Annotated in this window: 18 protein-coding genes and 5 tRNA genes; 1 reads left to right on the top strand and 22 read right to left on the bottom strand. The window is 56.5% G+C overall.

All coding sequences use genetic code 11. The features are described 5' to 3' along the window. Positions 1-6 precede the first annotated feature (6 nt). The 16 genes from fusA to AAY24_RS14400 all read right to left on the bottom strand — a co-directional run bounded on the left by fusA (position 7) and on the right by AAY24_RS14400 (position 17,191). The gene (fusA, locus tag AAY24_RS14475) at positions 7-2,097 is read right to left on the bottom strand and encodes an elongation factor G (protein WP_046860294.1); all 2,091 of its coding nucleotides are present in this window, start codon (positions 2,095-2,097) and stop codon (positions 7-9) included. Between the two features lie 71 nt (positions 2,098-2,168). Beyond that, positions 2,169-2,639, bottom strand: coding sequence for a 30S ribosomal protein S7 (rpsG, locus tag AAY24_RS14470; protein ID WP_046860293.1), 471 nt, complete (start codon positions 2,637-2,639; stop codon positions 2,169-2,171). Between the two features lie 33 nt (positions 2,640-2,672). Beyond that, positions 2,673-3,047, bottom strand: a complete 375-nt coding sequence (rpsL, locus tag AAY24_RS14465; RefSeq protein ID WP_046860292.1) for a 30S ribosomal protein S12 — start codon at positions 3,045-3,047, stop codon at positions 2,673-2,675. Positions 3,048-3,361: 314 nt separating this feature from the next. Continuing rightward, positions 3,362-7,582 (bottom strand): DNA-directed RNA polymerase subunit beta', encoded by a 4,221-nt coding sequence (gene rpoC / locus AAY24_RS14460; RefSeq protein WP_046860291.1) that lies wholly within the window; start codon positions 7,580-7,582, stop codon positions 3,362-3,364. A gap of 73 nt (positions 7,583-7,655) precedes the next feature. Beyond that, on the bottom strand, positions 7,656-11,732 hold the full coding sequence (gene rpoB / locus AAY24_RS14455; RefSeq protein ID WP_046860290.1) for a DNA-directed RNA polymerase subunit beta: 4,077 nt from the start codon (positions 11,730-11,732) through the stop codon (positions 7,656-7,658). Between the two features lie 323 nt (positions 11,733-12,055). Beyond that, the gene (gene rplL, locus AAY24_RS14450; protein ID WP_046860289.1) at positions 12,056-12,433 is read right to left on the bottom strand and encodes a 50S ribosomal protein L7/L12; all 378 of its coding nucleotides are present in this window, start codon (positions 12,431-12,433) and stop codon (positions 12,056-12,058) included. 62 nt (positions 12,434-12,495) lie between these two features. Next, complete coding sequence (gene rplJ / locus AAY24_RS14445) at positions 12,496-13,023, bottom strand: 50S ribosomal protein L10 (RefSeq protein ID WP_046860288.1); 528 nt, start codon at positions 13,021-13,023, stop codon at positions 12,496-12,498. 234 nt (positions 13,024-13,257) lie between these two features. Further along, entirely contained in the window at positions 13,258-13,953 is a 696-nt protein-coding gene (gene rplA, locus AAY24_RS14440; RefSeq protein WP_046860287.1) for a 50S ribosomal protein L1, read from the bottom strand. Between the two features lie 2 nt (positions 13,954-13,955). After that, positions 13,956-14,387 carry a 50S ribosomal protein L11 gene (gene rplK / locus AAY24_RS14435; RefSeq protein WP_046860286.1) on the bottom strand — a complete coding sequence of 144 codons (432 nt, stop codon included), beginning with the start codon at positions 14,385-14,387 and terminating at the stop codon, positions 13,956-13,958. Positions 14,388-14,482: 95 nt separating this feature from the next. Continuing rightward, entirely contained in the window at positions 14,483-15,016 is a 534-nt protein-coding gene (gene nusG / locus AAY24_RS14430) for a transcription termination/antitermination protein NusG (protein WP_046860285.1), read from the bottom strand. A gap of 10 nt (positions 15,017-15,026) precedes the next feature. Then, a complete protein-coding gene (gene secE, locus AAY24_RS14425; RefSeq protein WP_335337177.1) occupies positions 15,027-15,362 on the bottom strand; it encodes a preprotein translocase subunit SecE in 336 nt (111 codons plus the stop codon). Positions 15,363-15,434: 72 nt separating this feature from the next. Then, positions 15,435-15,510, bottom strand: a tRNA-Trp gene (locus AAY24_RS14420). Between the two features lie 90 nt (positions 15,511-15,600). Beyond that, positions 15,601-16,791 (bottom strand): elongation factor Tu, encoded by a 1,191-nt coding sequence (gene tuf, locus AAY24_RS14415; protein WP_046860283.1) that lies wholly within the window; start codon positions 16,789-16,791, stop codon positions 15,601-15,603. Between the two features lie 79 nt (positions 16,792-16,870). Continuing rightward, a tRNA-Thr gene (locus AAY24_RS14410) sits at positions 16,871-16,946 on the bottom strand. Positions 16,947-16,987: 41 nt separating this feature from the next. Continuing rightward, positions 16,988-17,061: transfer RNA gene (locus AAY24_RS14405), tRNA-Gly, on the bottom strand. Positions 17,062-17,106: 45 nt separating this feature from the next. After that, positions 17,107-17,191: transfer RNA gene (locus tag AAY24_RS14400), tRNA-Tyr, on the bottom strand. Positions 17,192-17,611: 420 nt separating this feature from the next. On the opposite strand from AAY24_RS14400, the gene AAY24_RS14395 reads away from it, so the two are divergent. Then, on the top strand, positions 17,612-18,985 hold the full coding sequence (locus AAY24_RS14395; protein ID WP_046860282.1) for an OmpP1/FadL family transporter: 1,374 nt from the start codon (positions 17,612-17,614) through the stop codon (positions 18,983-18,985). An 89-nt stretch (positions 18,986-19,074) separates the two neighbouring features. Here the strand turns inward: AAY24_RS14395 and pth are convergent, their stop codons facing one another. The 6 genes from pth to AAY24_RS14365 all read right to left on the bottom strand — a co-directional run bounded on the left by pth (position 19,075) and on the right by AAY24_RS14365 (position 24,224). Next, positions 19,075-19,665 carry an aminoacyl-tRNA hydrolase gene (pth, locus tag AAY24_RS14390; RefSeq protein WP_046860281.1) on the bottom strand — a complete coding sequence of 197 codons (591 nt, stop codon included), beginning with the start codon at positions 19,663-19,665 and terminating at the stop codon, positions 19,075-19,077. A gap of 123 nt (positions 19,666-19,788) precedes the next feature. After that, the gene (locus AAY24_RS14385) at positions 19,789-20,421 is read right to left on the bottom strand and encodes a 50S ribosomal protein L25/general stress protein Ctc (RefSeq protein WP_046861340.1); all 633 of its coding nucleotides are present in this window, start codon (positions 20,419-20,421) and stop codon (positions 19,789-19,791) included. Positions 20,422-20,494: 73 nt separating this feature from the next. Further along, positions 20,495-21,448, bottom strand: a complete 954-nt coding sequence (locus AAY24_RS14380; protein ID WP_046860280.1) for a ribose-phosphate diphosphokinase — start codon at positions 21,446-21,448, stop codon at positions 20,495-20,497. 100 nt (positions 21,449-21,548) lie between these two features. Beyond that, a tRNA-Gln gene (locus tag AAY24_RS14375) sits at positions 21,549-21,623 on the bottom strand. After that, positions 21,602-22,480, bottom strand: a complete 879-nt coding sequence (gene ispE / locus AAY24_RS14370; RefSeq protein ID WP_046861339.1) for a 4-(cytidine 5'-diphospho)-2-C-methyl-D-erythritol kinase — start codon at positions 22,478-22,480, stop codon at positions 21,602-21,604. The genes AAY24_RS14375 and ispE overlap by 22 nt, the downstream gene beginning before the upstream one ends. A gap of 55 nt (positions 22,481-22,535) precedes the next feature. Continuing rightward, positions 22,536-24,224 (bottom strand): tetratricopeptide repeat protein, encoded by a 1,689-nt coding sequence (locus tag AAY24_RS14365; protein ID WP_052761258.1) that lies wholly within the window; start codon positions 24,222-24,224, stop codon positions 22,536-22,538. Positions 24,225-24,249 lie beyond the last annotated feature (25 nt).

Raw genomic sequence — 24,249 nt, 5'->3', positions numbered from 1 at the left:
TCCAGATTACTGTTTCTTCACGGCCTCAGCGATATTCGCCGGGACTTCACTGTATTTAGCAAATTCCATGCTGTACGTTGCACGACCTTGCGTAGCTGAACGGAGATCCGTCGCATATCCAAACATCTCGGATAGCGGAACCTCCGCCTTGACTTGCCGACCCGCCGGACAGTCATCCATGCCCTGAACGACACCACGTCGCCGATTCAGGTCACCCATCACGTCCCCCATGTACTCCTCGGGCGTGATGATCTCAATCTTCATAATGGGCTCCAGAAGAACAGGACGGGCTTTCTCCGCCCCTTCTCTGAAGCACATGGATCCAGCAATTTTGAAGGCCATCTCGCTGGAATCCACATCGTGGTATGACCCGTCGTAAAGGGTCACTTTCACATCCACTACCGGGTATCCAGCAATAACGCCATTTTGCATCTGTTCCTGGACACCCTTGTCGACCGCGGGGATGTACTCCCGTGGCACAACACCACCCACAATCGCATTGACAAACTCGTAACCGGCACCCGGTTCCTGCGGCTCGATCCGCAGGAATACATGACCGTACTGGCCGCGACCGCCGGACTGCCGGACGAACTTGCCTTCCTGCTCGACCGTCGAACGAATGGTTTCCCGATAGGCCACCTGGGGTGCGCCGACGTTCGCTTCCACATTGAACTCGCGCTGCATCCGGTCAACGATGATCTCCAGATGCAACTCACCCATGCCGGCAATAATGGTCTGACCGGACTCCGTGTCGGTGGTGACACGAAATGAAGGATCCTCGTGCGCCAATTTACCCAGCGCCACGGACATCCGCTCCTGATCCGCCTTGGTCTTCGGCTCGACCGCTACCGCTATAACCGGCTCGGGAAACTCCATCCGCTCCAGCGTGATGTGGGCATCCAGGGCGCACAATGTATCGCCGGTAGTCACGTCCTTAAGGCCAACAGCCGCTGCAATGTCACCCGCGCGCACTTCCTTGATCTCTTCGCGCGAGTTGGAGTGCATCTGCAAAATCCGCCCAACCCGATCCTTCTTACCCTTAACCGGGTTATAGACGCTGTCTCCGGAGTTAAGCACACCGGAGTAGACGCGGAAGAACGTCAGATTACCAACAAACGGATCAGTTGCTATTTTAAATGCCAACGCCGCAAAGGGCGCGTCATCATCGGACGGCCGCTCGGCGACGGTCTCCTCGTCATCCAGCACGCCCGTTATCGCCGGCACATCGACCGGGGCCGGCATGTATTCGATAATCGCATCCAGCAGGGCCTGCACACCTTTATTTTTAAAGGCGGAGCCACACATCATCGGCGTTATCTCGCTAGCCAGGGTTCTGGCTCGCAAACCGGACTTTATCTGTGGTTCGGAGAGCGTACCGCTATCGAGATACGTCTCCATTAATTCATCACTTGCTTCGGCGGCCGCTTCAATCAGCTTCTCCCGCCACTCTTCCGCCAGGGCAGTAAGCTCTGCAGGAACCTCTTTTTCCTCGTAGGCCATGCCCCGGCTGGCTTCATCCCAGTAGATCGCCTTCATGCGGATCAGATCCACTACACCCTGGAAATCCTCCTCAGCGCCGATAGCAATCTGAAGCGGCACGGGCTGAGCACCCAACCGTGTGCGCACCTGCTCTACAACGCGCAGGAAGTCCGCCCCCATGCGATCCATCTTGTTGACAAAGGCGATGCGCGGGACACCGTATTTATCGGCTTGCCGCCACACCGTCTCCGACTGCGGCTCGACACCACCTACCGCGCAAAATACCGCACAGGCACCGTCCAGCACTCGCAATGAACGCTCCACCTCAATGGTGAAGTCGACGTGCCCCGGGGTATCGATAATATTGATACGATGCTCCGGAAATTGCTGATCCATTCCTTTCCAGAAGCAGGTGGTTGCCGCGGAGGTAATGGTAATACCGCGCTCCTGCTCCTGCTCCATCCAATCCATAGTCGCCGCACCATCATGCACTTCACCGATCTTGTGAGAGACCCCGGTGTAGTACAAAATGCGCTCGGTTGTGGTGGTCTTACCCGCATCAATATGCGCCATAATCCCAACATTCCGATACCTATCAATAGGTGTGCTTCGCGCCACGACTCAATCCGATCAACAATGTAAAAGAGCAAAAAAAGAGAGAACAGCCTAGTTAGGCGTAACTCAATAACTTACCAACGATAGTGCGAGAATGCCTTGTTCGCTTCAGCCATACGATGAGTATCTTCACGCTTCTTCACAGCCGAACCACGCTGTTCCGCAGCATCCGAAAGCTCTCCCGCCAGCCGGTGGGCCATCGACTTCTCACTACGCTTGCGGGAGGCTTCGATCAACCAGCGCATGGCCAGCGTATTACGACGATTAGCGCGAACCTCAACCGGCACCTGGTAAGTTGCACCACCCACACGGCGGGACTTAACCTCCACCATCGGGCGCACATTCTCCAGCGCCTTCTCAAGCACATCCATCGGCTCGCCACTTGCGCGCTCGCTGACACGATCCAGCGCATCATAAATGATCTTCTCGGCAACCGACTTCTTACCATCAACCATGATCATGTTGATGAATTTCGCGAGCAACTGGCTTCCGAATTTCGGATCAGGCAGGATTTCGCGTTTTGCTGCAACTCGTCTTCTTGGCATGACTTATTAACTCAGTCCTGTTAGTGAACCCAATCAGCTCTTAGGCCGCTTGGCACCGTATTTCGAACGACCCTGACGACGCTTATCAACGCCGGAGGTATCCAGACTGCCGCGCACCACATGGTAGCGAACACCAGGCAAATCCTTCACACGACCACCACGGATCAAAACCACCGAGTGCTCCTGCAAGTTATGCCCCTCACCACCGATATAGGTGCTCACCTCATACCCGTTGGTCAGGCGCACACGGGCAACCTTACGCAATGCGGAGTTCGGCTTTTTCGGCGTAGTCGTATAGACGCGCGTACAGACGCCACGCTTTTGCGGACACGCCTCCAACGCAGGCACGTTACTTTTTTCTACTTTGCGCGCGCGTGGCTTGCGCACCAACTGATTGATTGTAGCCATTAAATCCCGTCTCCAGAGATGCGCACCATGCGCCCTCTATCGCACCAGAAAAGCGCGCAATCGACACCCGACTGGTAAACCGCCGGTACATATCGACCACAAGCTTAAAACCTAGTCCCCACGACCCAAACTGGCCGAGGAATAATCCTGAACCCCAAGCAAAAGCAGCACTTCAGCTCGAGTGAAGAGCGCGCATTCTACGCGCCTAATTTAGAGGTGTCAATACCAGCCCGGCCACCTGTTATCCGTTCGGTCGCCGTCCCCTAAATCAACAAATGTATCGGGGGCGCTTTACGCGCCCCCTTCCATGACAACTACTCGCTATCGGCAGTGTTCAGGGCCTGCTTGATAGCTTCTGCAACCTCATCCGCATCCATTTCGACTTTGGCGTCAGCAGATTCGGCATTCAGTTCCTCGTCCCGGCGTTTATGCCGCTCGTTGTGATAGGAGAGTCCGGTACCTGCCGGTATCAGTCGACCAACGATCACGTTCTCCTTCAATCCGACCAGGGAGTCGCTGGAACCGCGCACTGCCGCTTCCGTCAGCACCCGTGTAGTCTCCTGGAACGAGGCGGCAGAAATAAACGACTCGGTAGCCAGCGATGCCTTGGTGATACCCAACAGGATCGGCTCCCACAGCGCCGGCTGCTTGCCTTCCGCTTCGACGCGCTGGTTCTCTTCCAGCACCCGGGCTTTTTCAGCCTGCTCACCGCGCAGGAATCGGGTGTCGCCAGGTGCGGTGATCTCCACCTTGCGCAGCATCTGGCGAATAATCACCTCGATGTGCTTGTCATTGATCTTCACACCCTGCAGGCGATAGACATCCTGGATCTCCTTCACCAGGTAGTCGGCCAGGGCGGTTACACCCTTCAGACGCAGAATGTCATGGGGATTGTACTCACCATCGGACACCACTTCGCCCTTGGCCACGTGCTCGCCCTCGAAGACGTTGACATGACGCCACTTTGGAATCAGGTCTTCATGCTGCTCACCATCCGCATCCGTGATGACCAGTCGTTGCTTGCCCTTGGTATCCTTGCCGAAGCCGACCGTACCGGTCGCTTCCGCCAGTATCGCCTGATCCTTCGGCTTGCGCGCCTCGAACAGATCGGCCACCCGGGGCAGACCACCGGTGATATCACGGGTCTTGGAAGACTCCTGCGGGATACGCGCCAGGGTGTCACCGATCTGAACCCGTCCACCATCGGTCACGATGACCACCGCGCCAGCCGGCAGGTAGTAATGGGCCGGGATATCGGTTCCGGCGATGTTCAGGTCGTTGCCCTCATCATCCACCAGCTTGACCATGGGGCGCATATCCTTGCCCGCGGTTGGCCGCTGCTTCGGATCGATAATCGCCAGCGAGGAGAGGCCGGTGACATCATCCACCTGCTGCTGCACACTGATACCGTCAGCAAATTCGACGAACTGTACCGTACCGGCCACCTCGGTAATCACCGGATGGGTATGGGGATCCCAGTCCGCCACCAACTGGCCGCCGGTAACCTCTTCACCGTCGGCGGCGCGAATATTCGCACCGTAGGGCACCTTATAGCGCTCGCGCTCGCGGCCCACCTCATCAACCACCGTCAGTTCACCGGAGCGGGATACCGCCACCAGGTTGCCTGAATGATGTTCCACGGTTTTGATATTGTGCAGACGTACAATACCGGCGGTCTTGACCTCGATACTGTTCACCGCTGCTGCCCTGGATGCCGCACCACCGATATGGAAGGTACGCATGGTCAACTGGGTTCCCGGCTCACCAATCGACTGGGCGGCAATCACACCGACCGATTCACCGATATTGACTTTGTGACCACGTGCCAGATCACGGCCATAACACATGGAGCAGACGCCCACCTTGGATTCACAGGTAATGGCAGAGCGCACGCGCACATGATCCACACCCAGTTTTTCCAGCTTCTCGACTGACGTTTCGGTCAGCAGGGTGCCGCGGTCAAACACCATCTCATCACTGCCAGGCTTGTAGACCGCCTCGGCCAGCACTCGACCCAGGATCCGCTCGCGCAACGGCTCGACCACATCACCACCTTCAATGATGGGATGCATGTCCAACCCTTCCTCGGTACCACAGTCGTCTTCCAGCACCACCATGTCCTGCGCCACATCGACCAGGCGACGGGTCAGGTATCCGGAGTTGGCGGTCTTCAGCGCGGTATCCGCCAGACCCTTACGGGCGCCGTGGGTCGAGATGAAGTACTGCAGTACGTCCAGACCCTCACGGAAGTTTGCTGTAATGGGCGTCTCGATAATGGAACCATCCGGCTTGGCCATCAGGCCACGCATACCGGCCAGCTGACGAATCTGTGCCGCCGAACCTCGAGCACCGGAGTCAGCCATCATGTAGATCGAGTTGAAGGAGTCCTGCTTGACCTCGTTGCCTTCACGGTCAATCACAGTCTCCTGGCCCAGGTGGGCCATCATGGCCTTGGCTACCTGGTCATTGGTATGGGACCAGATATCCACCACTTTGTTGTAGCGCTCGCCATTGGTCACCAGACCGGAGGCGTACTGGTTCTGGATCTCCTTGACCTCTTTTTCCGCCGCCGCCAGGATCGGCCCTTTCTCCTCGGGGATGATCATGTCGTTCATTCCGATGGAGACACCGGCACGGGTGGCGAAACGGAAGCCCATGTACATCACCTGGTCGGCAAAGATAACGGTCTCCTTGAGACCGACACGCCGATAGCAGGCATCCACCAGACTGGAGATCTGGCGTTTACCCATAGCCATGTTGACCAATTCAAACGGCAGACCCTTGGGCAGAATCTCGGACAGCAGGGCTCGACCGACAGTGGTGTCGACCAGACGTCGCACCGTCTGTTCCTCACCATCTTCATCCTTCACCTTTTCAGTCAGACGCACTTTGACCTTGGCCTGCAGGTCGACCATGCGCGCCTCATAGGCACGGTGCACTTCAGCGAGGTCGGCAAACACCATCCCCTCACCCTTGGCATTAATGCGTTCCCGGGTCATGAAGTAGAGACCCAGCACCACGTCCTGTGAAGGTACAATGATAGGCTCGCCATTGGCCGGGGAAAGGATGTTGTTGGTCGACATCATCAGGCTGCGCGCTTCCAGCTGCGCCTCGATGGAGAGCGGTACATGGACCGCCATCTGGTCACCATCGAAGTCGGCGTTAAAGGCGGTACAGACCAACGGATGCAGCTGAATAGCCTTGCCTTCGACCAGCACCGGCTCAAACGCCTGGATACCCAGACGATGCAGTGTGGGTGCACGGTTCAGCATGACCGGATGTTCCCGGATCACCTCTTCCAGTATATCCCACACCTCACTGGTACCACGTTCGACCAGCTTTTTGGCCGCTTTGATGGTGGTGGCCAGGCCGCGCAACTGCAACTTGGAGAAGATAAACGGCTTGAACAGTTCCAGCGCCATCTTCTTAGGCAGGCCGCACTGGTGCAGCTTCAGGGTCGGACCGACCACGATCACTGAACGACCGGAATAGTCCACGCGCTTACCCAGCAGATTCTGCCGGAAGCGACCCTGCTTACCCTTGATCATATCCGCCAGTGATTTCAGCTGGCGCTTGTTGGTGCCGGTAATGGCGCGACCGCGTCGACCGTTATCCAGCAGGGCATCAACCGACTCCTGCAGCATGCGCTTCTCGTTACGCACGATGATATCCGGCGCATTCAGATCCAGCAGTCTTTTGAGACGATTGTTACGGTTGATCACCCGACGATACAGATCATTCAGATCCGAGGTGGCGAAGCGGCCACCGTCCAGCGGCACCAAGGGGCGCAGTTCGGGCGGCAGCACTGGCAGTACGGTCATCACCATCCACTCGGGGCGGTTGCCGGACTCGTGCAGCGACTCCACCAGCTTAAGACGCTTGCTCAGCTTCTTCAGCTTGGTTTCCGAGTTGGTACCCTGAATCTCCTCCCGCAGAATTTCGATCTCTTTCGGCAGGTTCAGGGAGCTGAGCAGTTCGTAAACCGCTTCAGCACCCATACGGGCATCAAATTCGTCGCCGTTCTCTTCAATTGCTTCCAGGTACTGGTCGTCATTAAGCAGCTGACCACGCTCCAGCGGGGTCATGCCGGGATCAACCACCACAAAGGACTCGAAATAGAGTACCCGCTCAATATCCCGCAGGGTCATATCCAGCAGCAGACCAATCCGGGATGGCAGTGATTTCAGGAACCAGATGTGAGCAACCGGGCTGGCCAGTTCGATGTGGCCCATCCGTTCACGGCGCACCTTGGCCAGAGTCACTTCCACGCCGCACTTCTCACAAACCACGCCGCGATGTTTCAGGCGCTTGTATTTTCCGCACAGGCATTCATAGTCGCTGGTCGGGCCAAAGATCTTGGCACAGAACAGCCCTTCGCGCTCCGGCTTGAAGGTCCGGTAGTTGATCGTCTCAGGCTTTTTAACTTCGCCATAGGACCATGAACGGATCATGTCGGGTGAAGCCAGACCAATTTTGATCGCGTCAAAATCTTCAGTCTGCCCTTGCTGCTTCAGAATTTTTAATAGATCTTTCAAGATCGTATCTCCTGCTGTCGGGTTCCGGTGTTTGTCTCGGTATTCGCTACGTTACGACGCGTGATGCCGGACCCTATTCCCGCTCCAACTCAATATTGATGCCCAGTGAGCGTATCTCTTTGACCAGCACGTTGAAGGACTCGGGCATACCGGCCTCCATCTGGTGATTACCATCGACAATGTTCTTGTACATCCGGGTACGCCCGGTGACATCATCAGATTTGACGGTAAGCATCTCCTGGAGAGTATAGGCGGCGCCGTAGGCCTCCAACGCCCAAACCTCCATCTCACCAAAGCGTTGTCCACCGAACTGTGCCTTACCACCCAACGGCTGCTGGGTAACCAGACTGTAAGGTCCGGTTGACCGGGCATGCATCTTGTCATCCACCAGGTGATTCAGTTTCAGCACATACATGTAGCCGACCGTCACCTGGCGATCGAAGGCCTCTCCCGTTCTGCCGTCAAACAGCGTTGTCTGACCACTCTCCGGTAGATCCGCCAGCTTCAGCAACGCGCGGATCTCTTCTTCAGACGCCCCGTCGAACACCGGCGTCGCCATCGGCACACCTTTTTTCAGATTGGTCGCCAGCTCGATGATCTCATCGTCGCTGAAACTGTCCAGATCTTCCGGCTTGCCGCTGGTGTTATAGACCTGATCCAGGTATTTGCGCAGCTCGGCAATCTTCGCCTTGGCTTCCAGCATCTTGCCGATCTTTTCGCCAACACCTTTTGCCGCCCAGCCCAGGTGGGTCTCCAGTACCTGTCCCACATTCATACGTGACGGTACGCCGAGGGGGTTCAACACGATATCCACCGGCTCACCATTCTCATCAAACGGCATATCTTCGACCGGCTGGATCATGGAGATCACACCCTTGTTACCGTGTCGACCAGCCATCTTGTCACCCGGCTGAATACGACGCTTCACCGCCACATACACCTTGACCATTTTCAGCACACCGGGGGCCAGATCATCACTGGTGGTGAGCTTGCGCCGCTTCTCCTCGAACTTCTCACGGAACTCTTCGCGCTGGGCCTTGACCTGTTCGGCAATGGCCTCCAACTGGGCAGCCGCCTCTTCATTGTGCAGGCGAATCTCCAGCCAACGGTCCTGATCCAGCTCGGCCAGGTAAGCCTTGGTGATCTTGGCACCGGACTTGAGCTGATTCGGACCACCATCGGCCACCTTGCCCAGGAGCATCTTCTCGACACGCTGGAAGGTGTCCTCCTCCATGATGCGCAGCTGATCATCCAGATCCTTCTTGACCCGTTCCAGCTCGGCATTTTCAATCTGCAGTGCGCGGGCATCTTTCTCCACACCATCACGGGTGAAGACCTGAACATCGATAACCGTACCCACCCGTCCTGAGGAGACACGCAGTGAGGTATCCTTCACGTCCGCCGCCTTCTCGCCAAAGATGGCGCGCAGCAACTTCTCCTCCGGAGTCAGCTGGGTCTCACCCTTTGGTGTTACCTTGCCGACCAGGATATCGCCCTCTTTCACTTCGGCGCCCACGTAGACGATACCGGACTCATCCAGCTTCGCCAGCGCCGCCTCCCCCACATTGGGGATATCGCCGGTGATCTCTTCAGAACCCAGCTTGGTGTCCCGGGCCATGCAGGTCAGCTCTTCGATATGAATCGTGGTGAAACGATCCTCCTGAACCACCCGCTCCGAGACCAGGATGGAGTCCTCGAAGTTGTAGCCGTTCCAGGGCATAAAGGCGACACGCATATTCTGACCCAGCGCCAATTCACCCAGATCGGTGGAGGGACCATCCGCCATCACATCGCCGCGGGTAATTTTGTCCCCCGGTTTGACCAGCGGACGCTGGTTGATGCAAGTGTTCTGGTTGGACCGGGTGTACTTGGTGAGGTTATAGATATCCACACCGGACTCACCGGCAACCGTCTCTTCGTCGTTGACACGTACCACAATACGGGCCGCGTCCACTTCTTCGACCAGGCCGCCACGCTTGGCTACCACCGTCACACCGGAGTCGACCGCTACGGCCCGCTCCATACCGGTTCCCACCAGGGGTTTTTCGGCCCGCAGGGTCGGCACAGCCTGACGCTGCATGTTCGATCCCATCAGGGCGCGGTTGGCGTCATCGTGCTCCAGGAACGGAATCATGGAAGCCGCCACCGAGACAATCTGCTTCGGCGACACATCCATATACTGAATCTGATCGGGACTGGTGAGCATGGTCTCGTTCTGGTAGCGACACGGGATCAGTTCATCAGACAGATAACCCTTCTCGTCCACCACCGCACTGGCCTGGGCAATAACGTAGCGCCCCTCTTCAATGGCCGACAGGTAGTCGATCTTGTCTGTCACCAGACCATCCTTCACCACCCGGTAGGGAGTTTCCAGGAACCCGTAATCATTGGTACGGGCATACACGGCCAACGAGTTGATCAGACCAATATTGGGGCCTTCAGGGGTCTCAATCGGGCAGACACGACCGTAGTGTGTCGGATGCACATCGCGCACCTCGAAGCCAGCCCGTTCCCGCGCCAGACCACCCGGGCCGAGCGCCGAGACACGACGTTTGTGCGTCACTTCCGAGAGTGGATTGTTCTGATCCATAAACTGGGACAGCTGGCTGGAGCCGAAAAACTCCTTGATCGCAGCAGAAACCGGCTTGGCGTTGATCATCTCCTGGGGCATCAGGCCCTCGGATTCCGCCAGGGTCAGACGTTCCCGTACAGCCCGTTCCACCCGAACCAGACCTACCCGGAACTGATTTTCCGCCATTTCACCCACGGAACGGATGCGGCGGTTACCCAGGTGATCGATATCATCAACAATGCCGTGGCCGTTGCGGATATTGATCAGCTCTTTGAGCACATCCACGATGTCCTCGTTGGAGAGGACACCTTCGCCGGTCACTTCGTCCCGACCCAGACGCTTGTTGAACTTCATCCGGCCAACGGCCGAGAGGTCGTAACGATCAGGCGTGAAGAACAGGCTGTTAAACAGTTTCTCAGCCGCTTCCTTGGTAGGCGGCTCGCCGGGACGCATCATGCGATAGATCTCCACCTGTGCCTCCAGGGCATTGGCGGTGGTATCGATGCGCAGGGTGGTGGAGAGATAGGGTCCCTGATCCAGATCGTTGGTGAACAGGGTTTCGATCTTCTTGACACCGTTTTCGATCAGGCTCTCCAGCACCTCTTCATTCAATTCGTCGTTGGCAGAGACCAGCACTTCGCCGGTATCCTGATCCACCACGTCGTGCGCAATGGTTTTGCCGTACAGAAACTCAAACGGCACATCGAGCGACTTCACTTCGGCCTTTTCAAGTTCCCGGATGTGGCGAGCGGTGACACGACGTCCAGCTTCCACGATGACCTTCTTGCCCACCTTGATATCGAAGGTCGCGGTCTCACCACGCAGACGCTCCGGCACCAGGGTCAGTTTCCCGGACTTTTTGCTCAAAGCGATCTTGTCGGTTTCGAAGAACATGTCGAGCATCTGCTCGGTGTTGTAACCGAGGGCGCGCAACAGCACCGTGGCCGGCAGCTTGCGGCGCCGGTCAATACGGACGAATACGTTGTCCTTGGGGTCGAACTCGAAATCCAGCCAGGAGCCGCGGTAAGGGATCACCCGGGCCGAGAACAGCAGCTTTCCGGAGCTGTGGGTCTTGCCCTTGTCATGGTCGAAAAACACACCGGGAGAGCGATGCAGCTGGGAGACAATGACCCGCTCGGTACCGTTGATAACGAAGGTACCGTTGTCAGTCATCAGAGGCATCTCGCCCATGTAGACTTCCTGCTCACGGATATCTTTCACTACTTTGGATTTTGCCGGCGCATCTTTATCGTAGATAACCAACCGGACCAGAACCCGCAGCGGCGCAGCATAGGTGGCGCCCCGGAGCTGACACTCCCGCACATCGAAGACTGGCGTACCGAGACGGTAGCTGACGTACTCGAGCACCGCATTTCCAGAATAGCTTTCAATAGGGAAAACCGATTTGAATGCGGCGTGCAATCCCACGTCCGCGCGGTCCGCTATCGCGACACCTTCCTGCAGAAATCTGCGATAAGAGTCAATCTGTGTCGCCAAAAGAAAAGGCACTTCCAGGATACTCGGACGCTTGCCGAAATCCTTACGAATACGCTTTTTCTCAGTGAAAGAATAGGCCATGTTGCCGTCCCTCGATTTCTTGAGATCCTGTGGATCTTCGAAAAGATACTCTTAATATTGTGGTTCCAGCCAACTCCTTGCCGGAATACATCCCTGTCGCTGTGTTCCTACCCAACGCCCTCATTAGGTATATGCTTACACCCATACATTTCTCCGTTCGGCGGAATCGCCTGCGGAGGCAGTGGTTTACTGTTTCATAAACCTGCTTTCCAAACAGCATCTCGTATTGCTTGGAAAGCAAGTCTACAAGCGGGAAAAGGCCGGTGGCGAAAACGCCACCAGCCCTGACCTCACGAGTATTTGCAACTGTATGAAATCAAGAATTATTTGATCTCTACTGATGCACCCGCTTCTTCCAGTTCTTTCTTCACGCTCTCAGCCTCATCCTTGGAAACGCCTTCCTTCAGAGTGGTGGGGGCGCCTTCAACGGCTTCCTTCGCCTCTTTCAGGCCAAGCCCGGTGATACCGCGCACTGCCTTAATGACGGCAACCTTGTTGGAACCGAACGAGGTCATAACCACATCGAACTCGGTCTGCTCTTCAGCAGCGGCAGCTTCACCGCCACCAGCTACAGGGGCAGCAGCTACGGCAGCTGCAGCGGACACGCCAAACTTCTCTTCCATGGCGGAAATCAGCTCGACAACATCCATAACGGTCATGCCGGCGATTGCCTCCAGGATATCTTCTTTAGAAACGGCCATTGTAAAAACTCCTGATAATGGGTTAACACTTACTACGTGTGTAGATTAAGGGATTAAAGCTATTAAGCAGCCTCTTTCGCATCACGGATCGCAGCTACAGTGCGGACCAACTTACCCGGTACCTCGTTAATGGTACGTGCAAGCTTCTCCACAGGAGCCTTCATGACAGCCATAAGCATACTGACAGCCTGCTCGTAAGTAGGCATCTTCGAAAGCGCCTCGAGATCGGAAACAGCAAGCAGCTTGCCACCGATTGAGACCACTTTCACTTCCAGTTTGCTGTGATCTTTGGCAAAGTCTTTGATCACGCGCGCAGCAGCACCTGGATCTTCCTGGGAGAATGCGATGACAAGCGGACCGGTCAACTCATCCTTCATGCAGGCGAAATCCGTATTCTCGATAGCGCGACGGGCCAGGGAGTTCTTGATAACCCGAACATAGACACCCGCTTCACGTGCCTTGGCACGCAACTCGGTCATCTCGCCCACGGTTAAACCCCGGTACTCGGCGGCTATCGCAGAGTAGGCAGTACTTGCTACTTCAGCGACTTCGGCGACGACAGCTTTCTTTTGCTCAAGATTGAGTGGCACTCGTCACCTCCTAAAAAATGACAACGTCATTTTGTTTACCAGACCCTTGCCCTTGCGGGTTCGGGCACTCTCACTACAACGTGCACCATCATCAGAAAACCGAATCAGGAGCACCGTCTGCGCAGGCGAGTATTAAGCCAGGTGGCGCCTGCGGTCTTTGACGGCTCCGGCCCAGGCCGGTGCCCCAAAGTTCTTTAAATGGCGGGCAGGATTGACCTTACCCGCCAGTGACAATCAGACATCCAGCGAAGAGAGATCCACCTGAAGACCCGGCCCCATGGTCGAGGAGATGGTAACTTTCTTCATGTAGACGCCTTTGGCAGCACTGGGTTTGATCTTCTTCAGATCGGCCAGCAGCGCTTCAAGGTTCTGTTTTACAGCAGCAGGCTCAAAACTGACCTTACCAATAGTACAGTGGACAATACCGCCCTTATCGGTGCGATAGCGTACCTGTCCGGCCTTGGCATTCTTGACCGCTTCCGCCACATTGGGTGTTACTGTGCCCACTTTCGGATTCGGCATCAGGCCACGCGGACCGAGAATCTGACCCAACTGACCGACGACACGCATGGCATCGGGAGTAGCGATGACAACGTCAAAATCCATGTTGCCCGCTTTCACATCCGCTGCCAGGTCTTCAAAACCGACTACGTCTGCACCTGCTTCCTTGGCAACATCGGCATTTGCACCCTGGGCAAAGACCGCCACTCGCACCACTTTACCGGTACCGTTCGGCAATACGGTGGAACCACGAACATTCTGATCCGATTTACGGGGATCGACACCCAGGTTCACCGACACATCCAGGGACTCGCCAAACTTGACGGTGGACAGCTCTTTCAACAGCTGCACCGCATCCGTGATCTCATACTGCTTGCCGATCTCGACTTTTTCCTTGATTGCGCGGGCGCGCTTGCTCAACTTGGCCATGCTCAGACCCCCTCTACATCAAGGCCCATGGAACGGGCAGTACCAGCAATAGTCCGCACAGCCGCATCCATATCCGCAGCGGTGATATCGGGCTTCTTCACAGTGGCGATCTCTTCCAACTGCTCCCGGGTCACCTTACCCACCTTGACGGTGTTGGGAGTACCGGAACCCTTCTGCACGCCGGCCGCCTTGCGCAGCAGTACTGCGGCGGGTGGGGTCTTGGTGATGAAGGTAAAGCTGCGATCCGCATAGACCGTGATCACGACGGGGATCGGAAGCCCCTTCTCAACGCTCTCGGTCTTGGCGTTGAACGCCTTGCAGAACTCCATAATGTTGACACCATGCTGGCCCAGGGCAGGACCTACTGGTGGACTGGGGTTGGCTGAACCGGCAGCCACCTGAAGCTTAATATAAGCTTGGATTTTCTTAGCCATTGTCTACTCCAAATCGGGTGCAAGCGCCTCGCGGCTCCCCGGATAACCAGATGAGAAGCACCCATCCGCCGGCAGGACAGACGGAGGAGATCTTCTCAGCTCTTTTCCACTTGGCCGAATTCGAGATCGACCGGGGTGGAACGCCCAAAAATCAGCACGGAAACCTTGAGGCGACTCTTCTCGTAGTCCACATCCTCAACCACGCCATTGAAATCATTGAAAGGTCCGTCGATAACACGTACCACTTCGCCCGGCTCGAACAACACCTTGGGTCGCGGTTTCTCGACACCCTCCTGCACGCGCTGCAGGATAGCATCGGCTTCGCGCTCAGTGATCGGCGCTGGACGATCAGCAGTCCCGCCGATAAAGCCCATCACTTTCGGCGCGTCCTTGACCAGATGCCAGGTCTCATCGGTCATCTCCATCTGCACCAACACATAGCCCGGAAAAAACTTGCGTTCGCTCCGGCGCTGTTGGCCGCTGCGCATCTCCACCACCTCTTCGGTGGGCACAAGTATCTGACCGAACTGCGACTCCATACCGAAACGCTTAATGCGCTCCTCCAGAGAACGCTTTACCTGCGCCTCAAAACCGGAGTAGGCGTGAACCACATACCACCGCAATGCCATAGCACTCTCCCTATCCGGTTACAGCCTTAACAATCCACATCAGAATCATATCGAACAGCCAGAGCACGATACCGATCAGCAACACCATGGCAAACACAATTAATGTGGTTTGAATGGTCTCCTGCCGACTTGGCCAGACAACCTTGCGTACTTCGCCCCGTGACGCCTTGGCAAATTCCCAGACACGCCGACCTGCGACAGACTGCATGCCTATAAACACCGCTACGCCGGATATCGCCAGCAGTCCAAGCACTCGCACCAGGGTGGAGTACTCCTCAAAAAAATAGAACAGCGCGATGCCAGCCACCAGCAGTACTACTGCCAATAACAGCTTAGCTGTATCCATCCCCGTGCTTTCGACTTCAGCCTTTGCGTTCATTCCTGCCACAGCACTTCTTTGCAGAAGCGCCTTAGATAATGGCAGGCCAGGAGGGACTCGAACCCCCAACCTGCGGTTTTGGAGACCGCTGCTCTACCAATTGAGCTACTGGCCTGTAAAAAAATTGTTAGCTGCCAGACGAAGAGGCGGCTGGACCTTTACGGCCCGCCGCTTCTCACGCCCAGCTACAGGTAACTAACAACGATCACTCGATGATCTTAGACACGACGCCGGCGCCGACAGTACGGCCACCTTCACGGATCGCAAAACGCAGACCCTCTTCCATTGCAATGGGGGCAATCAACTTGACTTGCATCTTCACGTTGTCACCCGGCATTACCATCTCCACACCTTCCGGCAGATCACACGCACCGGTCACGTCGGTGGTACGGAAGTAGAACTGCGGACGATAGTTATTGAAGAACGGCGTATGACGCCCACCCTCGTCCTTGCTCAGTACGTAAACCTCTGCCTCAAAGTGGGTGTGCGGGGTAATGGTGCCCGGCTTCGCCAGCACCTGGCCGCGCTCAACCTCTTCACGCTTGGTACCACGCAGCAGCACGCCCACGTTGTCTCCCGCTTCACCCTGATCCAGCAACTTGCGGAACATCTCAACTCCGGTACAGGTGGTCTTGGTGGTATCCTTGATACCCACAATCTCCACCTCGTCACCCACGTGGATAATGCCACGCTCAACACGTCCGGTAACCACCGTGCCGCGACCTGAGATCGAGAACACGTCCTCGATCGGCATCAGGAAGGATTTGTCGGTGTCACGCTCCGGCGTCGGAATGTAGCTATCCATCGCTTCAACCAGCTTGATGATGGATGGCGCACCGATCTCAGAGGTATCACCCTCCAGCGCTTTCAGTGCAGAACCGACAATGATCGGGGTGTCATCACCCGGGAACTCGTACTGATCCAGCAGCTCCCGGATCTCCATCTCCACCAGCTCCAGCAGCTCTTCGTCGTCCACCATGTCTGCCTTGTTCATGTAAACAAGGATGTAGGGAACGCCAACCTGACGGGACAGCAGGATGTGCTCGCGGGTCTGCGGCATCGGACCATCTGCGGCAGACACCACCAGGATCGCGCCGTCCATCTGCGCCGCACCGGTGATCATGTTCTTCACATAGTCAGCGTGCCCCGGGCAGTCTACGTGCGCATAGTGGCGCGTATCCGACTCGTACTCCACGTGCGCCGTCGCAATGGTGATACCACGCTCACGCTCTTCCGGTGCATTATCGATGTCAGCGTAGTCTTTAAACTCACCACCACGCGCTTCCGCCATCACTTTCGTGATCGCCGCCGTCAACGTGGTTTTACCGTGGTCAACGTGACCAATGGTTCCCACGTTTACGTGGGGTTTTGTACGCTCGAATTTTTCCTTGGACATCGACTCAATCTCCGAAAGGTTCGCTCTAAAACTTAAGACAAATAAGCCCGCGCACAACATGTGCACGGGACTGGATTAATGGAGCCCATGAGCAGATTTGAACTGCTGACCTCACCCTTACCAAGGGTGTGCTCTACCAACTGAGCTACATGGGCCTTGCACTACAATCATAGAAGCCCTAACGAAGGACTTGATATGGAGCGGGTGATGGGAATCGAACCCACGTATTCAGCTTGGAAGGCTGAAGTTCTACCATTGAACTACACCCGCGCTGCCAAGCGACGGAATCGCTTACCAAAACCGCTTCAAATTCTTTGGTGGAGGGGGGAGGATTCGAACCTCCGAAGGCGGAGCCGTCAGATTTACAGTCTGATCCCTTTGGCCACTCGGGAACCCCTCCACGAAGCCCGGCATTCTGCTTGATCATGGGGATGCTGTCAACATCTTTTCTGACAAAATATCCAACAAATCGAACAAATCCATCCGGCAACTTCTTACGGGCACAGAACACTCAAATGTGGTCATATTGACGTGTTACACCAACACCCGAAAGCCAAAGGCACACGGGAGCCATCAGAGGGGCCATGGAAAACCACTATATAAAGAATTCAATTAACCTATAACATTGATTAATAACAATAAGTTACTAATATTCTAATATTTTTTCCAGTTGACATAGATTCACTCCCTCCGCATTATTAGTACTACCGAATAAAAATAGTGTTATTCCAAACCAGACACTTAAAGCAGGACCACAAAACAATAATTATGCCGTCGGCTCCCAACCCACCAGCCGGCATATTAGCGGAGGATTTAACAAATGCATCTCAAGAAACAGCTGCTCACTGCAGCAATATCAACCATTTTCGCATCCAGTGCCTGGGCAACCAATGGCATGAATCTTGAGGGGTATGGCCCTGAAGCCCTGGGGATGGGTGGCGCATCTTTTGCCTATGACAACGGAACTGCCGCCTCCATGAATAACCCGGCCACTCTCGGCCTGATGAATCAGGGCGCCAGACTTGACCTCGCAGTCGGTTTTCTGGGACCTGACGTCGATGCAACCGCAACAGGCATGGGTACTGCCAGTTCTGGCGGCGACGCCTACTACATGCCAGCATTCGGTTATGCGCGTAAAAATGGCGCTCTCACCTATGGCCTAGCAGTATTTGCACAAGGCGGGATGGGAACCGAATACAATAGCAACACCTGGCCTGGGATGATGACGCCGCCAACCGGGCGACCGGAACAGCGATCAGAGGTTGCTGTCGGACGCGCGATGGTACCTGTCGCTTACAACGTAAATGATAAGTTAACCATCGGCGGCACTGTCGACCTGGTCTGGGCCGGCATGGACCTGATAATGAGCATGGGTGGCGGGCAGCTTCAACAGATGACCGCTGGCGGACTTATTACCGGGTCCCTTGCCCCTGCACTTCCAGCCTTTGCCGCAAATGATATCTTCCAATTCGACTTTTCCAACGGAAGTGACTTTACAGGCGAGGCCATGGGGTATGGCGTGGCAGGTAAACTGGGCCTCACTTATGCACTCAGTGAGACCGTCACATTCGGCGCCACCTATCACTCGAAAACCAGACTGAGTGACCTAAAGGCCAACGGCGCCTACATGCACTTCACCGATGCCAACAATGTCATGGGGGGCGTGACCGACATACCCGGTACTGTCAAAATCATTGATTTCGAGTGGCCGGAAACCTACGGATTGGGCGTCGCCTTTCAGGCTACCGATAAACTGATGTTGGCGATGGACGCAAAGCGAATCCGCTGGTCAGATGCGATGAAGAACTTCAAGCTCAGCTTCACCGCAGCCCCTGGATTTGGTGGCGGAACAACCTATATCACCATGCCGCAAAACTGGGATGATCAAAATGTCTTTTCACTTGGGGCGGCCTATGCTGCAACCAAAAACCTGACCTTACGCATAGGGGCCAACATTTCTGACAACCCGATTCCTGATAACACGCTCAACCCACTGTTTCCAGCGATTATCAAGGAGCACTACACCGCCGGTTTCTCTTACCTGCTGGGTGACGGCAGCAGTGAAGTAACCTTCGCCCTTTCCCACGCCCCCGAAGTCAAACAGACCAACACCAACGCCCTTGGCCCAGGTGTTGACTTGACAGCCACCCATAGCCAGACCAGTTGGCAGGTTATGTATTCCATGAACTTTTAACTGTAGATGGGTAAAGCGCAGTACGCCCACCGTTAATAACCCCCCGCCCGGCAACTACCGGCGGGGGTTTTTATATGGAAAACCACCAATCAACCCGAATGCATTGCATTCATCGCCAACTGGAAGCGCCCCTGCAGCAGCTCGGGCAGCACCCGCTCCGCCCCATCCAGCGCCCGTTCAATCGCCTCCCCATCCTGACGGGACGGGCGACCCAGAACATAATTCACCACTTCCCGGGCATTACCGGGGTGATCAATGCCGATCCGCAAGCGCCAGAAATCCCTGCCCCCCATGGCACTGATAATATCCCGCAGCCCGTTGTGCCCGGCATGGCCACCACCGAATTTGAGTCGCACGACACCTGGCGACAGGTCCAACTCATCATGGGCCACCAGGATCTCGTCCAGGCCGATTTTGTAGTATTTCGCCAGACTCGAGACCGACTGACCACTACGATTCATGAAGGTCCCTGGCTTCAATAGCCAGCACTCGCGACCGTCGACCTGAATACGGCACACCTGACCGTGGAATTTTGATTCTGATCTGAAACTGCCACCATAGCGCTCGGCCAGCCGATCGACCCACCAGAAACCGGCATTATGGCGTGTCGCCGCGTAATCAGCTCCGGGATTACCCAGGCCAACGATCAGCCGAATGGATTGTGTGGGATGACTACTCATAGGGAGCTATCACCATAAACGTACAATGGGATTGAGAGTATGCCTGGAGCGGCGGAACGTAAGGAGGGAGAAAGTCAGGGCCGGACAGCATGCCCGGCCCTGTCACTGGAACAAGGGTACGGATTACTCTTCCGCGGCACCCGCTCCCTCTTCGTCCTCTTCCTCATCCTCGACAGCAACATGGGCCGCGTGAATGGAGACAACCTGTACATCCTGCGCATCGTCCTGACCCAATGCGGGCAACTCCACGCCGCTAGGCAGCGAAATCTCGGACAACATGACCGCACCACCCAGCTCAAGAGCCGAGATATCCACTTCGATGTACTCAGGCAGATCGCCCGGCAGACAGCTCACCTCGACCTCGGTCAACAGGTGGGAGACCACGCCACCGGCCTTGACACCAGGCGCCACATCTTCACCCACAAAGTGCAGAGGCACATTGGTCTTCAACTTCTCTTTGGCACTGACGCGCAGAAAGTCGGCATGCATCACAAACGGACGGGCCGGATGACGCTGCAGATCTTTCAGGATCACCTGCTCCGGCTTTCCATCCACATTCAGAGTCAGGATATGGGAGTAGAACGCCTCGTGATCCAGGTGCCGAAGCAGATCGCTGTGCACTATAGAGATCATAGCCGGCTCCTGGTGGGCACCATAAACGATACCCGGCACCAAGCCGGTACGACGCAGGCGGCGGCTCGCACCCTTCCCTGTATCAGTGCGCGACTGCACGTTAATAACAAACATTTCTTTCATGATTTTCTCCAAATCATCAGTTTTAATAATCACCACCTCTCCGCGACCAGAAAGGATGGTGAAGGATGGGCCATCACTCCATAAAGAGCGAGGTCACCGATTCATTCAGGGCGATTCTGCGCATGGTCTCCGCCAGCAGTTCTGCAATGCAGATCTGGCGAATCCGGCTGCAGGCCCGCGCCTCTTTGTGCAGTTGAATGGTATTTGACACCACCAACTGGTCGAGCACTGAATTCTCTATATTGTCAATCGCCGGCCCTGACAACACCGGGTGCGTACAATAGGCCACCACCTGCTCGGCACCCCGATCCTTCAACGCCTGGGCCGCCTTGCACAGGGTGCCTGCGGTATCCACCATGTCATCAATCAGCACGCAGGTGCGGCCGTTGACATCACCGATGATATTCATCACCTGGGCGTCATTGGCCTTGGGCCGGCGCTTATCGATAATGGCGAGATCCGCATCATCAAGCTGCTTGGCCAACGCCCGGGCGCGTACCACACCGCCCACGTCCGGCGAAACCACCATCAGGTTGGGATATTTTTGCCGCCAGACGTCCCCCAGCAGCACCGGCAGGGCGTAGATATTGTCCACCGGAATATCAAAAAAGCCTTGTATCTGGTCCGCATGCAGATCAACCGTCACCACCCGGCTGGCGCCGGCTGCGGCGATCTGCTTGGCCACCAGGCGTGCGGTAATCGGTACCCGGGCTGAACGGGGGCGACGATCCTGTCGCGCATACCCGAAATAGGGGATCACCGCCGTAATGCGCTCTGCCGACGCCCAACGCAGTGCGTCAATCAGCACCAGCAACTCCATCAGGTTATCGTTGGTCGGCTGGGAGGTGCTCTGCACCACGTACACGTCGCGGCCACGTACGCTTTCCCGTATCTCAGCCATCGCCTCACCGTCACTGAAGCGACCGACAACCGCCTTGCCAGTACGCAGACTGAGACGGGAGGTTATTTCGCTAACAAGTTCAGGATTGGAATTTCCTGAAAAAACCATCATGTGGTTATCTGGCATAACTAGCCTCTCCACCTGCCTGACAAACAACGGGATACGAAAACGCCTCTATAAACGGGAATACCCGGCTACCTGTGACACAGATAGCCGGGCCGATATATGGCTGGGGCGGTAGGATTCGAACCTACGTATGCCTGGATCAAAACCAGGTGCCTAGCCGCTTGGCGACGCCCCATCAATCTCTGCCGAACCCCCTGCCATGGCCAGCAACGGTGAAGTATCCAGCCCTCTGGCGATAAACGCCCGATAACATTCGGGCACTTTCCGCAGCAGCTCGCTGGCCTGTTCCGCCCGCTCGAACTCGGCAAATACCGCGCCGCCGGTTCCGGTCAGTCGCGCCTCAGCGTGGTTCCCCAACCAACGCAGCGCAGCGGCGACCTCAGGGTAGTGATTCGACACAACAGGCAGGCAGTCATTCAACCGACCGCCCGCAAGAAAGTCGCGTATTGTCGTTCGAGGAGCGTTCCGTGTCAATTGCGGATCGCTAAAAACTGCGGCGGTGGAAACATGGCAGGCGGGAACCAGCACCAGATACCAGGCAGCCGGCAGCTGCAACGGCGTCAGCGCTTCCCCCACCCCCTCTGCCCAGGCCGCTTGCCCGCGGATAAACACCGGCACATCGGCCCCCAGACGCAGACCCAGTTCAGCCAATCTGTCCAGAGAGAAACCGATCCCCCACAGCTTATTGAGGGCCATCAGCACCGTAGCGGCGTCGGAACTGCCACCCCCCAGGCCGGCCCCCATGGGAATCTGCTTGATCAGTGATATATCCGCCCCCGAGGCAACACCCGATTCGGCCCGTAACAGCTGTGCAGCCCGCACCATCAGGTCATCCGTTGCCGGCACCGAGTCGTTACCCAGGGCACGCCGGATCACGCCATCCGGCCTGACCCGGAACGCGATACGATCTCCATAATCGATAAAGCGGAACACCGTCTGCAGCAGGTGATAACCATCTGGCCGCCGCCCCACAATCCGCAACATCAGGTTCAGCTTGGCCGGTGCCGGCCACCACTCTGCGGCCTTATCCATTGCGATCAGAAACAGTGTCAACCAGCCAAATAGAAGGAACAATCATGGTATGAAATCAGATCTTCAGGCGACGCATCACTTCCAGCACATGTTCATTATCGGGTGACTCCTTCAGAACACCCTGCCAGATCTGTTGCGCCTGCTGATGATCCCCTGTCATCCAGAGCACTTCACCCAGATGGGCTGCGATTTCCGGATCCGGCAGCTTGGCAAAGGCCCGTTGCAGATATTCCAGCGCCTCCTGCAAGCGCCCCATGCGGAACATCACCCAGCCCATACTGTCGAGGATCGCGGCGGAATCGGGTTTCAGAGCCAGGGCACGCTGAATATAGTCCAGCGCCTCCTGATGCCGGTCTGTCTGGTCGGCCAGCGTATAGCCCAGCGCATTCAGGGCATCGGCATTCTCAGGGTCGCTATCGATCACCTGCAGCATGTCCCGCTCCAGGATATCCAGCCGGTTCTGGCTGGCTGCATACAGCCCCCGGGCATAGAGAAGATCACTATTTCCGGGCATTGCGTTGATAGCCTTGTCGAACAGTGCCATAACCTGTTCCGGCGTACCATGATCCCGCAGCAGACTGACTTCAATCAGATAAAGCCTGACCGACTGGTCCGGATATTGAATCCGTTTACGCTGCAGCCACTCCAGCGCCTCTCCAATCGACCCCTGGTCCGCCATCAAGCGGACAACCCGGACTTGCGCCTCGTCGTTAAACTCGCCGCCCTCGGCTCGCTGATACCAGTCGATCGCCTGCTTCGGCTGATCAGCATCTTCAGCAATGCGCCCCAGATAGTAGGCGGCAAGATCGGTGCGCTTATCCAGACTCATCAGATGCAGAAAATGCTTCCGCGCCACTTCATTACGTCCCTGCTCCAGGGCGATCAATCCCATCCAGTAACTACTATCCCCACGCCCCTGCTCGATTTGTTCCAGCACCTGAAACTGTTCGTAGGCCAACTGGTACTTTTTGGCATCCACCAGAAGTCGCGCATAGGCAGAGCGCAACAAAGGATCCTCGGCAAATCGATCCACCGCGTCGGCCAGGAGCGCCTGGGCCTGGGCCTTGTCGCCGCGCGCCAGGTGGATCCGGCTCAATACCAGATAGCCTTTTGGCCAGTCTGGATGGGCCTCAATCAATTGGTTCGCCTCTTTTTCCGCCGTCGAGAAATCCTTCTCCACCAGCGCGGTGATCGCCAGTGCATAGCCACCCCGGGGATCGTCCGGAAAAGCCAGCGCCAGCCTGCGCATCCACCCCATCACCACATCACGCTTCAGCTCACGATTGATCGCCGCCATGGCGTTCAGGAATCCATTCCCATCCTGTTTTTCACTGATCTGAACAATGGCCTTAAGGTGCTCCAGCACCGGGGCATTTTCATCCTGCCGCAACATCAGAATGACGATCAGCTGCCGAGCGGTCAGATCAGTCGGGGCCAGTTCCACCCAGAGCGCAGCGGCTTCGGTAGCCAGGTCATCCCGCTCCATGTGCAGGGCCAGGCGGGTGGCCCGCTCAGCTGACTTGGCATCCCCCGACAACCGGGCCGCCTCCAGCTGATAGTCATAAGCTTCGTCCAAGGCGCCCCGCTGGGTAGCAACCTCACCGGCCAGCAGATTGAACACGATATCCTCGGTCAGCTCGGTAGCTCCTGCCGGGGTGGTTGGCGGGGAATGTTCTGTCACCGACTGGGTCAGCGGCTCGGCAGGCGGCGTCGCAGCGGGCTCAGGCGCCGTTTTATGCGCCATCGACTGGCAACCGGCGAGGGACCAG

It is taken from the genome of Sedimenticola thiotaurini (genome assembly GCF_001007875.1).
GTDB lineage: Bacteria > Pseudomonadota > Gammaproteobacteria > Chromatiales > Chromatiaceae > Sedimenticola > Sedimenticola thiotaurini.
Note: the sequence above shows the minus strand (reverse complement) of the source record. Positions and strands in the feature narration are given on the sequence as shown.

What these genes read in the sequence shown, in the direction of transcription:
- rpsG (WP_046860293.1), bottom strand. Translation starts at nt 2,639, where the DNA reads ATGCCAAGAAGACGAGTTGCAGCAAAACGCGAAATCCTGCCTGATCCG.
- rpsL (WP_046860292.1), bottom strand. Translation starts at nt 3,047, where the DNA reads ATGGCTACAATCAATCAGTTGGTGCGCAAGCCACGCGCGCGCAAAGTA.
- rpoB (WP_046860290.1), bottom strand. Translation starts at nt 11,732, where the DNA reads ATGGCCTATTCTTTCACTGAGAAAAAGCGTATTCGTAAGGATTTCGGC.
- rplL (WP_046860289.1), bottom strand. Translation starts at nt 12,433, where the DNA reads ATGGCCGTTTCTAAAGAAGATATCCTGGAGGCAATCGCCGGCATGACC.
- rplA (WP_046860287.1), bottom strand. Translation starts at nt 13,953, where the DNA reads ATGGCCAAGTTGAGCAAGCGCGCCCGCGCAATCAAGGAAAAAGTCGAG.
- rplK (WP_046860286.1), bottom strand. Translation starts at nt 14,387, where the DNA reads ATGGCTAAGAAAATCCAAGCTTATATTAAGCTTCAGGTGGCTGCCGGT.
- nusG (WP_046860285.1), bottom strand. Translation starts at nt 15,016, where the DNA reads ATGGCATTGCGGTGGTATGTGGTTCACGCCTACTCCGGTTTTGAGGCG.
- secE (WP_335337177.1), bottom strand. Translation starts at nt 15,362, where the DNA reads ATGGATACAGCTAAGCTGTTATTGGCAGTAGTACTGCTGGTGGCTGGC.
- tuf (WP_046860283.1), bottom strand. Translation starts at nt 16,791, where the DNA reads ATGTCCAAGGAAAAATTCGAGCGTACAAAACCCCACGTAAACGTGGGA.
- AAY24_RS14395 (WP_046860282.1), top strand. Translation starts at nt 17,612, where the DNA reads ATGCATCTCAAGAAACAGCTGCTCACTGCAGCAATATCAACCATTTTC.
- pth (WP_046860281.1), bottom strand. Translation starts at nt 19,665, where the DNA reads ATGAGTAGTCATCCCACACAATCCATTCGGCTGATCGTTGGCCTGGGT.
- AAY24_RS14385 (WP_046861340.1), bottom strand. Translation starts at nt 20,421, where the DNA reads ATGAAAGAAATGTTTGTTATTAACGTGCAGTCGCGCACTGATACAGGG.
- AAY24_RS14380 (WP_046860280.1), bottom strand. Translation starts at nt 21,448, where the DNA reads ATGCCAGATAACCACATGATGGTTTTTTCAGGAAATTCCAATCCTGAA.
- ispE (WP_046861339.1), bottom strand. Translation starts at nt 22,480, where the DNA reads ATGGATAAGGCCGCAGAGTGGTGGCCGGCACCGGCCAAGCTGAACCTG.
- AAY24_RS14365 (WP_052761258.1), bottom strand. Translation starts at nt 24,224, where the DNA reads ATGGCGCATAAAACGGCGCCTGAGCCCGCTGCGACGCCGCCTGCCGAG.